At 72.0% G+C, this 13,899-nt stretch carries 8 protein-coding genes; 3 read left to right on the plus strand and 5 right to left on the minus strand.

The window, feature by feature from the left end:
• Nucleotides 1-6: 6 nt before the first annotated feature.
• Genes ACIQRL_RS16970 through ACIQRL_RS16985 form a run of 4 tightly spaced genes read right to left on the minus strand, consistent with a single transcriptional unit; the run spans nt 7 to nt 6,914 of the window.
• Nucleotides 7-4,503, minus strand: a complete 4,497-nt coding sequence (locus ACIQRL_RS16970) for an amino acid adenylation domain-containing protein (protein ID WP_401331997.1) — start codon at nt 4,501-4,503, stop codon at nt 7-9.
• Nucleotides 4,500-4,778 carry a phosphopantetheine-binding protein gene (locus ACIQRL_RS16975; protein ID WP_401331998.1) on the minus strand — a complete coding sequence of 93 codons (279 nt, stop codon included), beginning with the start codon at nt 4,776-4,778 and terminating at the stop codon, nt 4,500-4,502. Before ACIQRL_RS16975 ends, ACIQRL_RS16970 begins: the two co-directional genes overlap by 4 nt.
• Before the next feature lie 54 nt (nt 4,779-4,832).
• Complete coding sequence (locus ACIQRL_RS16980; RefSeq protein ID WP_401331999.1) at nt 4,833-5,681, minus strand: hypothetical protein; 849 nt, start codon at nt 5,679-5,681, stop codon at nt 4,833-4,835.
• Nucleotides 5,682-5,723: 42 nt separating this feature from the next.
• On the minus strand, nt 5,724-6,914 hold the full coding sequence (locus tag ACIQRL_RS16985) for a tryptophan 2,3-dioxygenase (RefSeq protein WP_401332000.1): 1,191 nt from the start codon (nt 6,912-6,914) through the stop codon (nt 5,724-5,726).
• A gap of 9 nt (nt 6,915-6,923) precedes the next feature.
• On the opposite strand from ACIQRL_RS16985, the gene ACIQRL_RS16990 reads away from it, so the two are divergent.
• Nucleotides 6,924-7,088: a hypothetical protein gene (locus ACIQRL_RS16990; RefSeq protein WP_401332001.1), complete on the plus strand. Its 165-nt coding sequence runs from the start codon at nt 6,924-6,926 to the stop codon at nt 7,086-7,088.
• A gap of 725 nt (nt 7,089-7,813) precedes the next feature.
• Here the strand turns inward: ACIQRL_RS16990 and ACIQRL_RS16995 are convergent.
• The gene (locus tag ACIQRL_RS16995) at nt 7,814-8,239 is read right to left on the minus strand and encodes a nuclear transport factor 2 family protein (RefSeq protein ID WP_401332002.1); all 426 of its coding nucleotides are present in this window, start codon (nt 8,237-8,239) and stop codon (nt 7,814-7,816) included.
• Nucleotides 8,240-8,607: 368 nt separating this feature from the next.
• Here ACIQRL_RS16995 and ACIQRL_RS17000 point away from each other — a divergent pair, with 368 nt between their 5' ends.
• On the plus strand, nt 8,608-11,652 hold the full coding sequence (locus ACIQRL_RS17000; RefSeq protein WP_401332003.1) for a BTAD domain-containing putative transcriptional regulator: 3,045 nt from the start codon (nt 8,608-8,610) through the stop codon (nt 11,650-11,652).
• 63 nt (nt 11,653-11,715) lie between these two features.
• Entirely contained in the window at nt 11,716-13,875 is a 2,160-nt protein-coding gene (locus ACIQRL_RS17005) for a hypothetical protein (RefSeq protein WP_401332004.1), read from the plus strand.
• The last annotated feature ends 24 nt before the right edge of the window (nt 13,876-13,899 follow it).

The raw sequence follows: 13,899 nt of genomic DNA on the forward strand, positions 1-13,899 counted from the left end.
CGCGGGTCACATCCCTTTCGGTCGGGGGAAGCGGGCGGGCGACGGGACGGCCGCCTGCTGCACCACGATGTGTGCGTTGGTGCCGCCCACGCCGAAGGAGCTGACCCCTGCCGTGCGCGGTCTGCCTGCCTCCTCGGTCCAGGGACGGCCCTCACTCAGGAGGGTCAACCGCGAAGCGGGTCCGCTCAGTTCGTCGATGGGGTCGCCCACGTTCGGAGTGCCCGGCAGCCGGCCGTGGTGCACGGCGAGTACGGCCTTTATGAAGCCGGCGATGCCCGCCGCGGTGTTGCAGTGCCCGATCGACGCCTTGACGGAGCCGACGGCCACGGGTGGTCCGTCCGGTCCGAGGGCGTCGGCCAGAGCGGTCGCCTCTATGGCGTCGCCGAGCCGGGTGCCGGTGCCGTGCGCCTCCACGAAGCCGACGTCGGCGCCGCTGACACCCGCGGCGGCGAGCGCGTCGCGGATGACGCGCGCCTGGCCCTCGACGCCGGGTGCCGAGTAGCCGATGCGGGCCTTGCCGTCGTTGTTGACGGCGCTGCCGCGGATGACGGCGTACACCGGGTCGCCGTCCCGCTCGGCGTCGGCAAGGCGGCGCAGCAGGACCGCTCCGGCGCCGAAGCCGCCGACCGTGCCGGACGCCTTTTGGTCGAAGGGGCGGCACACACCGTCGTTCGCGTAGAGGAAGCCGGGGCGGTAGCGGTAGCTGCCGTCGAAGGCCGGGTCGAGGGAGACCGCGCCGGCGAGGGCGTAGTCGCTGCTGTGGGCGAGCAGGCTGCGACAGGCCAGGTGGACCGCGTACAGGCCGGTGGAGCAGGCGGTGTCGAGCAGCAGGGCCTCGCCCCACAGGTCGTGCAGGTAGGCGAAGCGGGAGGCGACGAACGTGGGGTCCGCGTTGACGACGTCGTCGACGCGGGCCTCGGGGTCGGTGCCGATGACCTTGGCGCAGCCGGCGTAGAGGCTGGTGCGGGAAGCGATCTCGGACAGCCGCAGGGAGGCGTCTTCCACAGCGGACCACAGCGCTTCGTGCAGCACTCCCTGCTGGGGGTCGCCGTGGCTGAGGTCGTCCTCGCTGAAGCCGAGGAGGTCGGCGTCGTAGCGCGAACCTTCGGCGCACATGCCCCACCGTGCCACCCGCCGTTGCCCGCCCGGCAGTTCGGTGACGACCGGGCCGGGGCCTTCGGCGAAGCTGTCACGGTCCTGACGCAGGTTGTCCCAGAAGGCGGCCAGGTCGGACGCGCCGGCGAAACGGGCGGCCATGCCGACGACGGCGATCGCGTCGTCGCTCGCCCGCGTCGGCCGGGTCGCGGATCTCGCGGCGGACCGGTCGCCGACGCCGGGTCGGGCAGGGGCGGGGGAGGCGGGCCGGGCGCCGGCCTCGTCGCCGCCGAGGAGCCGGGTCTGGGCGCGGACCGTGGTGTGCCGCAGCAGGTCGCCGATGGAGGGACGGGTACCGGTGGCGCGGCGCAGCGCGGCCTGGAGCCGAACGAGCAGCAGTGAATGTCCGCCCACGTCGAAGAAGTTGTCGTCGGGGCCGAAGGCCCGCCCTCCGAGGATCTCGCCCCACACGCCGTGCACCGCCGCATGCAGGCCGGCTGAGGGGGGCGCGGGTACCGGTGCGGCGGGCGGGGGTTCTGCCGGGGCCGGTGCGGAGGCGATCCCGGGCTGCGGCAGGCGCGCCCGGTCGATCTTCCCGTTGGGGGTGAGCGGGAGTTCGCCCAGGGCCAGGAGGTGGGTCGGGACGGCGAAGGCGGGCAGGCTCGCCCGCAGGTGGCGCATCACCTCCGGGTGGCTGCCGGGCCGCGCGAGCACGGCGTAGCCGACGATCTCCTTCTCGTCGCGGTCGTTGCGGCGGCTGGTGACGAAAGCTGCCGTGACGTCCGGGTGAGCGCGCAGCACCGATTCGACCTCGCCCAGCTCGACCCGCTGGCTCCTGATCTTGATCTGGTTGTCCTGCCGCCCGATGAACTCCAGCCGGCCGTCGGCGGTGCGCCGCACCCGGTCACCGGTGCGGTAGAGCCTGCCCCCGGTCCCGGGGCCGAAGGGGTCGGCGCAGAACCGCTCCTCGGTGAGCGTCGGATCCCCGAGGTAGCCGAGCGCGACACCGGACCCGCCCAGGACCAACTCGCCCGGCATGTACGGCGGGGCGGGCACGAGTGTGCCCTCGAAGACGATGTGGACGTGGGTGCCGGGGACGGCATCACCGATGGGGAGGGTGCGGGCGCCCTCCGGCACCTCCTCGATGGCGCACCAGGTGGAGGTGAACGAATTCTCCGTGGGGCCGTAGCTGTGCAGCAGGGTGCCGGGACGGGCCCAGCGCAGGGCCTTGCGCAGATGGGGCACCGACACGAGCTCGCCGCCGAAGTACACCCGCCGCAGCGTCTGCAGCAGGTCGGGGGCGTCCTCGATGATGCGGTTGAGGAGCGGGGTGGTGACCAGCAGTGTGGTCACGCCCAGTTCACGGACGGCGGTGCGCAGGGCCGGTGGGTCGAGGACGAGTTCCTTGTCCAGGACGGCGAGCCGGGCTCCATGGGTGAGGGCGCCCCAGATCTCGTACGTCGCGCCGTCGAAGTTCAGCGGCGAGAGGTGGGAGACGGTGTCGTCGGGGCCGAGCGGCAGGAAGTCCGGCTGGTGCATCAGGCGGGTCACGCCGCCGTGGTGCAGCAGGACTCCCTTGGGGCGGCCGGTGGTGCCGGAGGTGTACAGGACGTTGAGCACGCTGTCCGCGGTGAAGGCCACGGCGGGCGGATCGACGGCCCGCTCGGCGGCGGCCGCGGAGATGTCCTGCATTCTGTGGATCGCCAGGCCGTCCGGCATCGCATCGGCCGGAACGGACTCGGCGATGACGAGGCGGGGGCGGGCGTCCTCCAGGACCAGCGCCAGCCGGGCCGGCGGGTGCTCCGGGTCGAGCGGCAGATAGGCCGCTCCCGCCATGGCGACGGCGAGCATCGCCGTCACGGTGTGCGCGCCGGGACGCAGCAGCAGCGCGACCAGGTCCCCGTCCCGCACACCGGCTTCGTCGCGAAGCCAGTGGGCGGCACGGGCCGCGTCCTCGACCAGCGCGCGATAGGTGAGGGTGTGCTCGCCGTGCACGACGGCGACGGAGTCGGGAGCGCGGCGGGCCTCGCGCAGGACCAGCTCCGGCACGCTCGCGAAGGCGGGGTCCGCACCCTGCTCAGCGGTTGCCCCGTGGCCGGCGGGCGTCGGCGCCACAGCGGTACCCGCCAGTGCGGCAAGCAGCTCACCGCACCGGGCGCCGGGCCGGGCGGCGCCGGTGAGCAGCGCATCCAGCTGACGGACCAACAAATCCGCTGTGACCGCGGTGTACAGACCGGCGTCGTAGTCGATCCGCAGCACCAGGCGGTCGGGGTACTCCTGGACGGCGAGGGCGAGGTCGTACTTGGCGGACGCCGTGTCCAGCGGCAGCACCCGCACGGTCGCGCCCGGTACTTTCTGCGCCGCGTCGGAGCGGGGCTGGTGCAGGAACACCGCCCGGTACGCGGGCGCGTCCGCCGGAGCCGGCGGCCCGCTCACCGCGAGCGCCTCCATGGAGTCGAGTACCTGCTCCCCCAACTTCTGTGCGTGCAGAGCGAACTCGTCGTCGGGCAGCACCCGGGTGCGGACCGGCAGCACCCTGGTGAACAGGCCGACCGCGTCCTCGGTGCCGGGCGCATGGCGTCCGGCGAACGGCATCCCGAGCACGCCGTCGTCCGCCGCGGACCAGGCGTGCAGCAGCAGGCTCCACGCGGAGAGCAGCACGGTGGCCGGTGAGACCGATGCGCGGACGGCGATCTCCCGTACGGCGGCGAGCCGTTCGGCGGGCAGCGCGCGCTCGGCCCAGGCCGCCGCTCCCCGCAGCCGGTCTTCGGGGCGTACGAGATCGGGCAGCGGACCGAGCGTGACCGGCTCGCCGGCAAGGAGCTCCCGCCAGTAGGGGCCCGTGTCGCCGAGATCCTCGACACCGAAATCGCTGACCGTCAGTGACGGACCGTCGGCAAGGGGCGTCTCGACCGCAGCGCTCCCGTGGGCGTGGGCTCGATACCCGTCGACCAGGCCGGACGCCAGGACGTCCAGGGTGCGTCCGTCGGCGACCATGTGATGCACCGTCAGTACGAGGAGCGCGCCGTCGTCGTGACGCAGCAGGTCGGCACGGATCAGGGGCGCACTGCCCGGGTCCAGCGGGCGCTGCGCCGCCCGGAGTGCCTCCGCGCGGGCCGCCCCGGAACGGCAGGAACCGGATCGCCTCACGGCGCCGAGCGGGACCGGCGCGGACGGCTCGGGATGGAACCGCAGGTCCCCGTCCTCGGAGTCGATGCGACCGGCCAGTACGGGGTACCGGACCAGGAGGCCGTCCAGAGCCAGACGCAGGGCGGCAGGGTCGACGGCGCCGACGAACTCCAGTGCCACCGGCACGTTGTAGCGGCCCGACTCCGGCTCGCAGCGGTCCGCGAGCCAGATCTCCGTCTGCGCGGCCGAGACCGGCAGTCCGTTCAGTGCGCCGTTCACGCCTGGTCCTTCGGAGTGTCGGCCGTGAGGACGTCGGCGAGTGCGCGCACGGTGGGGCTGCGGAAGAGCACCCGCACCGGGATCCGCCGGTCCAGCGCCGCGCTGAGGTCCCTGACCACCTGAAGGGCGCCCAGGGAGTGGCCGCCGACCCGGAAGAAGTTGTCCTCGTCGGTGAACTCGTCGTGGCCAAGGGCTTCGGCCCAGGCCCGGTGCACCAGTGCGGTGAGTTCGCTGGTGCCATGTGCCGCGGATTCGGTCGCCGTCACAGCTGTCATGTCCTTTCGTTCTTCGCCGGGTCGTGGGCCGCGTGGGCAGGGGCGCTCACGTGCTCAGGCGGGTGTCTGCTCGTCGGGCACGTACGCCCGGTACGTCTCGTCGACGGAGTCCCACAGCCGGGGGAAGAGGCTGCGGTCCGCCATGGCGCGTACGCCCGAAGTGGACTGGCCGCGCAGGCTCTTGGGCAGGTCCTCGCGGGTATCGGGGCCGTCCTGCGAGCCGGTCTCGGGGTGGCCGCCGAGCTGGGACCAGACCATCCGCAGATGAATGTGCTTCCAGGTGCCGACGGACCCGTCGAGCCGGAACAGTGCCTGGCGTACGAGCGCGAGATCGGGGGCCCGGTCCTCCCGGCCGGGCGGGACATCGCGGCCCTGGGCCTGGACGAGCCCGCGGGCGGTGAGCCCTTCGCGAGTGAGGGCGGTCTCCGTCTCCTGCCACAGTGCGACGGCAGCGCGGCGCAGGTTGCGGGCGCCGGGCGAGTCGAGGCCGGTGGTGTTCTCCGGGAACGTCTCGCGCAGCCGCAGCAGGCTCTCCTGCGGCAGGAAGTCCATGAGCAATTGCACGGCCCGCACCGGCAGCTCGCCCATCGCCGCGGCCCGCTGCAGCAGTTGGGCCGCGAGGAGATAGTCACGCTCGCGCAGCTTCGCGGCGGCGCGACGCATCTCGAAATGCATCTCGCACCACGCGTACTCGGTGATCAGGTGCACGGTCTGGAACAGCCGCTGGTCCGGATGGACCAGGCTGTCCTCGGGCAGCAGCGCGGACAGCGCGGTGGTGAGTCGGGTGTCCTCCTCGTAGTTGCTGCCCCGGTCGTACTCGTACAGGAACAGGCGGTTGCTCTCTTCCGGGTTCATCACCCGGTGGGCCGTGCCCGGCCTGCCGGTCTGCGTGCGCTTGCTCATCGTGGTGGACGCCTCCAGGCGCGTGGTGGGGGAGCGGACCGGTCAGCCGACGAGGGTGCTCTGCCGGTGCGGGGCCGGGAAGAGCCGGTTGTCCAGGACCGCCGAGAGGTAGGGGACGCCCTGGGTGTAGCCGGTGCCGGAGCGTTCGCCGATCATGCGGACCGCCATCCGGTAGTGGGTCTGCTTCCAGCGCTGGTGGACCGATTCCAGCCGGTCGGCCGCCGCCCGGAGGGCGGCGTCGTCCGCGGGGTTCAGCCGCCTGCGGGCGATCAGGTCGTGCCAGGTGCCCTGGACGGTGGCCTGGCCGTCCAGTACACGGGCGCGTACGCCGGGTACGGAGGTGTAGGCGGAGGAGTCGAGCCGGGCGAGAGCGGGCGTGGAACACAGGGACTCGAAGGCCTTGTATCCGGCGGACTGGATGGCGCTGGCCCCTTCGGTGAACTCCCGGAAGGTCTGGAAGGCTTGCGGCCGCATGGTCGCCAGCAGGGAGAACAGGGGCAGGGACTCCCTCAGTACGTCCGCCACGGTGCCGACGAGGTCCGCCGCCTCCTGCGCCCGCTCCGCGTCCATTTGCCGTACGGCCGCGGCCAGTGCGGCCGACATGAAACCGAACGTCGTCTCGAAGGACTGCAGGGTGCGCAGAAACAGGTACTCGTCGTGCAGCACGTACACGGGCTGCACGCTCGCGGACAGCATCAGTTCCTGCTCCGCAGTGGCCGCACGCAGGATCTCCGCGGCAAGGAGGCCGGCAGGAGTGCGCCCGGGTACCGCGACGACCGCCGCAGGGTCCACTGTCCCGGCGGGCAGCACCCGCAGAGCGGCGGCCTCCATCACCCGCACGGCCAACCGGGCGCGCTTGCCGACCAGTTCGGGCGAGGGCGGCATGTCGTGCGGGTTGGTCGGAGTGTCGGTCAGCGCCCCCTGCTCGAAGCGGACCAGGTCGGCGAGCAGGAGCAGCAGCAGCTCGTCGCGCGAGCGCAGCGCCGCACGCCAGTCGTCCGGCACCGGGTGGGTCAACAGGCGCAGCGCGGTGTAACTCGGGTAGTCGTAGCGGTCGTCATGCTTGTCGAGGACGACATCGAGGAACGCGCGCAGGAAGAGCACGTCATCGGTACCGGAGACGGGAACGGCGGGCTGTACGGCCGTGGACCCGGTGGTGGGTGCACCGGGCAGACCGTCGCGGATCGCGGCGAGCCGGTTGAGCAGTACGGCCGCCAAGAAGTGCTTGCCCACCGATCGCAGGTGCTGGAGCAGCTCGGTGTAAGGAAACGGGGCCGGATTGCCGGCGGCGGCCCACGTGTCCAGTTTTTCGAGAACATCGACCGGATACGGCGCCCCGACCGGAGAAAAAGCCGCCGGAGCCGTTTCCATGGCATGCATCAGGAAATCCGCAATTTCGATGTGTGAGCTATCACGAAGAGAATCCTTTGCTCGGTTAAGCCGGACGCTGGCATGGATTCTGCTCTCTTCGGAAGCAACTCCCAAGTCACATGTACACGGTCACGGTCGCCCGGCCCCGAATTCCCGGCCCCGAATTACCGGCCCCGGAATCCCGGCCCCGGAATCACGTGACAGACAACCCGAGAGACCCGCCCACGCGGGAGAGCGCGATGCGTCCCTTCTGCGGATTCAGTCGCCCCAGTGCCGACTGAACGCAGCCGACATCCGACCCCGAACCCCAGGGCTTCGGCGCGGCGGCGATGTCAGTCGCGCGGGGAGCGTTGCCGGTTCGCAGCCAGGACGCGTCTTCGGCGAACACGGTGTATCGCACGTGGAGATGCGGACTGAAGGGGATGGGGAGGTCCTCCGCTGTACGGCGGCCTCCTCCGGCCCCGGTCGCCGGGCGATCCCGCGGCCCTCTCGCCGCCCGGACCGGGTGACAGCCCTCGGCCGAAACACCGGAGCCCGGCGGCGGTTTGCGGAAAACGGCGGTGAAGTCCCGGGAAAAGACGCCGAATTACGCACCCGGACGGGAAATCGACTTCGGGTCTTCGGCAGTGCCGGGGACGGGACGGTAGAACACCGGCCATGACGACGGCAGTGAACCGATCACCGGCCCCCGGTCCTCCAAGGCCGCCGTTGAAACCGGCGCCGTGGCCATGAACGTTGCCGAACGCGCGCCGCGCGGCGACTCACCCCGCGGCGGACGTCTCCGGACGAGGCGGCAGTCCGCCGGGCGGGACGGCGTAGTAGTAGCGGCGGCACTCCCGGACCAGGGTCTGCCCGGACAGGGTGAACACGTCCGCGAAGTCCACGCCGTACGATGCCGGGCTGCCCGCCTCCGGTGCCTGGTGCACCACCCGGCCGAGCACCACCACCCGCTCCTCGTCGGCGATGACGGTGTCCAGCTCGTGCCGCCTGAGCAGCGTCGCCTGCGCAGCGTGGGCGCTGAGCACCGCGTCGCGGCCCCGGTGCGGCGAGGCGCCGGGGTGGTCCAGCGTCACATCCTGCTCCGTCAGGGACGCGAACCCGTCGATGTCTCCGATGTCCAAGTAGTGGTAGGCGAGCATCACATGCTTCACACAGGCTGCCGTCACCTTCGAACTGGCTGGGGACATACGGGGTTTGTCACTGTTCATGACTGGATGACCGACCTCTCGCTCTCGGTGGACGGGCGCGGTGACGCCGACGGCTCCCACCGGGCGATCGTCCGACGGCCCGTTAACCCGCCGCTATCACCGCGGTATCGCGCAGCGCGCCCCCGTGACTTGGTCACCCGTTGCTCGGATGCTGTTCACGACTGGCCACGCGGTAGGTCCGAGTGCTCCCAGACGCCGGGCGGGCAGTCATGTCCTGGCCGTAGCCGGAGTCCTGGTCCACTGCCTGGCCACCGCTGTTCAGCTAATGCTCAGGGCGGTAGGCAGCTGTGTTTGGGCCGTAGAGTTGGTGGTCAGGCGCTGTGGCCTGCTGTGTGACGGGAGGATTCATGGCCGGAGTGCACCTTGAATCGCGCAACCAATTAGTGGGGTTCACCTTTCAAGTGCTGGGCGAGCTGAAGGTGTTCAGCGACCAGGGCGCCGTGCCGGTCACTGCGGGCAGGCAGCAGGTCGTCCTCGCCGCCCTGCTCCTGGAGAGCGGAAGACTTCAGAACTGCGACCACCTCATCCGGCTGCTGTGGGCCGAGGACCCGCCGGAGACCGCCCGCACCCAGGTGCAGATCTGTGTCTCGCGCATACGCAGGGCCCTTGCGGCGGCCGCCGGCCAGGCCACCATCGTGACCCGTCCCCCGGGCTATGTGCTCCAGATCGACGACGCGGCGCTCGACCTGAACGTCTTCCGGCGCACGGTCACCGAGGCCGCCGCGCTCGGCGGCGAGGGGCGGACCGCCGAGGCCGCCGCCCTGCTGCGCATGGCGGTCGGCCTGTGGCGCGGCCCCTGCCTGAACGGCATCCCCAGCGACGAGCTCGCCCGGGTCGCCGAGCACATCGACGAGGAACGCCTCGCGGCCACGGAGTCGTTCATCGAGCTGGAGCTCGCGCTCGGCCGCCATCACCAACTGACCGCCGAAACAGCCCGGCTGGTGAGCGAGAACCCCTTACGGGAGCGTTTCCGCGGGCAGTTGATGCTCGCCCTGCACCGCTCCGGCCGACAGGCCGAGGCCCTGGAGATCTACCGACAGGGCCGCACCCTGCTGATGGACGAACTGGGCCTCCAGCCCGGCGAGGACCTGCGTCGCCTGGAGCAGGCCATCCTGACCGAGGACGCGTCCCTGCGGCTGGACCAGCCGTCCGGCACCGAACTGCGCGCCGCCCAACCGGCGCCGGGCGCGCCGGGCGCCGTCCCGGACCCGGCCCCCGGCGAGGACGGCCGCGCCGTCGTCCCCCGCCAACTCCCGCTCGACACCGCCGACTTCGTTGGTCACCGGCATCTCGTCGCCCAGGCGGAGGCCGTCCTCACGAACACCTCGCCGGACCGGGCCACGGGCATCGTCGTCGTCACCGGCTTCTCCGGCATCGGCAAGAGCACCTTCGCTGCACGGGTCGCCCACCGCCTCGCCGAGTCCCACTTCCCCGACGGCCAGCTCTACTGCCAGTTACGTGGCGGCCGGGCGGATCCCGTCGACCCCCGCGAGGTCCTCGGCCGGTTCCTGCGCGCGCTGGGCCTGCCCGGGCCCGCCATCCCGGACTCCCTGGAGGAGCGGGGAGAGGTCTACCGCAGCATGCTCGCCGCCCGGCGCATCCTGGTCGTCCTCGACGACGCCGCCGGCGAGGAGCAGATCTTCCCGCTGCTGCCCGGCAGCCGCTCCTGCGGGGTGCTCGTCACCAGCCGGACACGGCTGACCGCCCTCCCCGGGGCTTATCAGATCACTCTGGGCATTCTCGACGAGCAGACGTCATTGGAACTAATAGGCAACGTTGTCGGCGCCGACCGTGTCAGCGGCGAACCAGCGGCTGCCAGGGCGCTGGCCGCCACTGTCGGAGGGCTGCCGCTCGCTCTGCGCATCGTCGCCGCCCGGCTGGCCGCCCGTCCGCACTGGCCGCTCGCCTCGATGGTGCAGCGCCTCGCCGACGAACGCCGCCGTCTCGACGAACTGACCCACGGTGAGATGACCGTACGGGCCAGTCTCTCCCTCACCTACGACGGACTGGCCGGCGCCGACCGCACCCTGCTGCGTCTGCTCAGCCTCACCAAGGGGTCCACGTTCCCCAGCTGGATCGGCGGCGCCCTGCTCGATGCCCCGGGCGCCTACCCGTACCCGTCCGACCTCATGGAACCCCTGGTCGACGTGCAGATGCTCGACGTCACCGGGGTCGACGTCACCGGGGAGCTGCGCTACGGATTCCACGACATCATCCGGCTGTTCGCCCGGGACCGGCTGGCCGCCGAGTCGGACGAGACCGAACGGCGGGCCGCGATCCGCAGGGTCGGCGGCGCCTGGCTCGCCCTGGTCGCCGAGGCCCAGCAGCGTGTACTCGGCACCCAGTACATGAGCGGACCGGCCGATCGCTGGAACCCGCCCGCCGACCACGTCAGGGCCATCCTCGGCCGCCCCCTGGAATGGCTCGACACCGAACGCGAGAACCTCAGCCTGACCGTGGAGAGCCTCGCTCAGGAGGGCGAGGACGGGTACGCCTGGGAACTCGCCGTCAACCTCGCCCCGTTCTACGAGGCCCGCGGCTATCTCGACCACTGGGCCCGCACCCACCGCAAGGCACTGACCGCAGTGCGCCGCAGCGGCAACCTGCTCGGCCAGGCCGCGCTGCTGGCCTCCCTGGGATCGCTCCACCTCAACCGCCGCAACCTGCCCGAGGCCCGCCGGGCGCTGACCGCCGCCGTCGGCCTCTTCGAGGACCTCGGCCACACCAAGGGGCTCGGGCTGTGCCACCGCGACCTCGGCCTCCTGGAACGGCTCGCGGGCCACGAGACCGCTGCGATGGACCTGTTCGAGGAGGCCGAACGGGACTTCGGCGCCGGCGACCCCTGGGCCCGCGCCTCCGTCCTCGTCCAGCGCGCGGTCGTCCTGCTGCGGCGCGGCGACGTCCGCCGGGTGGAGGCCGAACTCGACGAGGCGCTGGAGGTCTGGCGCGGCCTCGGCTATCTCGGCGGGCAGGCCCGGGTGCTCCAGCGCGCGGGCCAGGTGCACATGTACCGCGGGCAGCTCGACGACGCCAGCAAGGTACTGGCCGAGGCTCTCGGCATGGTCCGGGACGACGGCGACGTGATCGGAGAGGGGTACATCCTCCACGACCTCGGCCGGGTCCACACCCGCCTGGGCGAACTCACCGAGGCCGGCTCCTACTTCGCCCGCGCGCTGTCCGTGCGCGAGGGCATCCTCGACCAAGCCGGTGCCGCCTCCGTCCGCGTCGACCTCGCAGACCTGTCCCTGCGCGGCGACGACACCCTGAAGGCCGGCGGACTGCTCACCGACGCTCTGGAGGTGTTCGGCCGGCTCGGTATGGCCGAGGAAGAGGAACGCGCCACCGGACTGCTCGCCCGGGTGACCGCCAACGGCACCGCCGTGGGCCGGTGACGCGGACACCGCAGTCGTGCACGTGCCGAGGAACGGACCCCGAGCAGAGGTACCAGTCCCCACATGAACCCGCACAGCGCCCCGGCGCCCCGGCGGTCTGCCATCGACGCCCCCGTCCGCGACCGAGAAGCGACGTTCCTGCGCGGCTTCGTCGGCCGGGAGAACGAACTGGCCCTGTTCCGAGCGGAGTTGGACCAGCCGCCGGAGACAGTCCCCGTGCTGGCGCTGCACGGGCCCTGCGGCATCGGCAAGACCCAACTCCTGCGCCGGTTCGCCGTTGAGGCCCGGCGGCGCGGACGGGACGTCATCGAGGTGGACACGGCATGCACCGAACCCACCGAGGATGCCTTCGCCTCTGCCGCAGACGTCCCCCGCACCGGGCGGCCGGTACTCCTCGTGGACGGCGCCGACCGGCTCGGCCCGCTGGAGGACTGGTTCAGGGACCGTTTCCTCACGGGCCTGCCGCCGGGCTCCCTGGTCGTGCTCGCCGGCCGCGAACCGCCCGGCCTGCGCTGGCGCACCGACCCGGCCTGGGCCGACACCCTGCGCGTCGGACGCCTGGACCGCCTGTCCCGCGCCGAGTCGGGGCGGCTCCTGCAGGACGCCGCACCCGGCCGGATCACCGCCCGCGGCGCACGACTCGCCTTCGCCGCCGGCCACCCCCTCGCCCTGCGGCTCGCCGCCCGGGACCGGGACGCGCCGCCCGGGGACGACTGGCAGCCCACGCCCGAGGCCGTCGCGGAACTCCTGGACCACGTGGTGGGCCCGGTCCCCTCGCTCCTGCACCGGCAGGCGCTGGAGATCTGCGCGCACGTCCCCGGGACCACCGAGGAACTGCTGCGGGCCTTCCTGCCGGAACAGGTCCACGAGGTCTTCGACTGGCTGCGTCGCCGGTCCTACACCACCAGCGGCCGCGCCGGACTGAGGCTGCTGCCCGTGGTCGCCGAAGCTCTCGACCGCGACCTCCGCTGGCGCGCGCCCGACGCCTACCTGTCCCTGCACAAGGCCCTGCGCGCGCACCTCCAGACCCTGATCCGCACCTGCCCCGAGCCGGTCTCCCTGCGCGCCGCCAGGGCCTTCAACCACATCCAGACCCGGGGCCGGCGCTTCCCCGATCCCGGCCTGGACGAGCACGCCGATCCGGGGCACGAGGCGGTGTACGAGACCACCTGCGACGCCGAGGACCTGCCCGCCGTGCGGGACCTCGCGCACGAACAGCTCGGCGTGGAGGGCGTCGACGCCGTCGACTTCTGGCTGCACCGCCAGCCCCGTGGTTTCTGTCTCTACCGCAGCGCACGCACGGGCGAAGTCGTCGGCGTGCTGGGCCTGTTGACCTTCGACCGGTGGGACGCCGTGGAGACCGCGATCGACCCGGTGGTCGCCGTCGTGCGTGAGCACGTCGAGGCACACCGGGAACTGCGGCCGGGACAGCGGGTGAACCTGGTGCGGTTCGCCCTGCTGCGTCGGCGCCCGCGCGACCTCCCGGCCACCGCCTCCGCCATGCTGGCCCGCGTCACCCGCGAGTTGCACATCCAGGACCGGCTCGCCTGGACTTTCCACGTACGGGGCGGCGATGGCCCCGACTGCCTGCCGGAGTACGCGGACTTCCGCCGTCTGCCCAGCGGGCCGCAACTCGCCGCACAGAGAGTCACGCTCTTCGGACACGACTGGGGGACCACGGGAATGAGCGAATGGTGCGACCTGCTCGACGACCGGATGTTCTTCGGACTGCGCACACCCGGCATCACCGGACCGCTCCGCACGACCGTCCTGTCCCGGGCGGCCTTCGACCAGGCCGTCCACGACATGCTGCGCGTCTGGCATCAGCGCGAGCGGCTGGCCGCCAACCCGCTGCTGCACGCCGCGTTCGTCGCCCGGCGCTCCGGTGACCCGGAGGAGAACCTGCGCCGACTCGTCGTGCGGGCGATCGAGTCCATCGACCAGGACCCCAAGGCGAAGGGACAGCGGGCGGCGGTCTGGGCGACGTACGTCAAGGGTGGCAGCACCCAGCAGGCGGTGGCCCGGGAACTCGCGCTGTCCTTCAGCACCTACCGCCGCTATCTGAAACGCGGTCTGGAGCGGGTGTGCTGGCATCTGTGGGAGCAGGAGGTGACGTATGCGGCGCAGATCACCGTACCGTCCTTCGCGGCCGTCCCGGGGCGGCCACCCGGTAGCCGCGACACGTCGAATCCGCAGGTCAGGATGGCTATCCACGAGGGATAGCGGCGTCAAAGTGGCGTGATTACA

It is taken from the genome of Streptomyces sp. NPDC091209 (assembly GCF_044757755.1).
GTDB lineage: Bacteria > Actinomycetota > Actinomycetes > Streptomycetales > Streptomycetaceae > Streptomyces.

Bases quoted from the DNA above. Each gene is read 5' to 3' on its own strand.
- ACIQRL_RS16975 (WP_401331998.1), bottom strand. From the start codon at position 4,778: ATGACAGCTGTGACGGCGACCGAATCCGCGGCACATGGCACCAGCGAA.
- ACIQRL_RS17005 (WP_401332004.1), top strand. From the start codon at position 11,716: ATGAACCCGCACAGCGCCCCGGCGCCCCGGCGGTCTGCCATCGACGCC.
- ACIQRL_RS16980 (WP_401331999.1), bottom strand. From the start codon at position 5,681: ATGAGCAAGCGCACGCAGACCGGCAGGCCGGGCACGGCCCACCGGGTG.
- ACIQRL_RS16995 (WP_401332002.1), bottom strand. From the start codon at position 8,239: ATGTCCCCAGCCAGTTCGAAGGTGACGGCAGCCTGTGTGAAGCATGTG.
- ACIQRL_RS17000 (WP_401332003.1), top strand. From the start codon at position 8,608: ATGGCCGGAGTGCACCTTGAATCGCGCAACCAATTAGTGGGGTTCACC.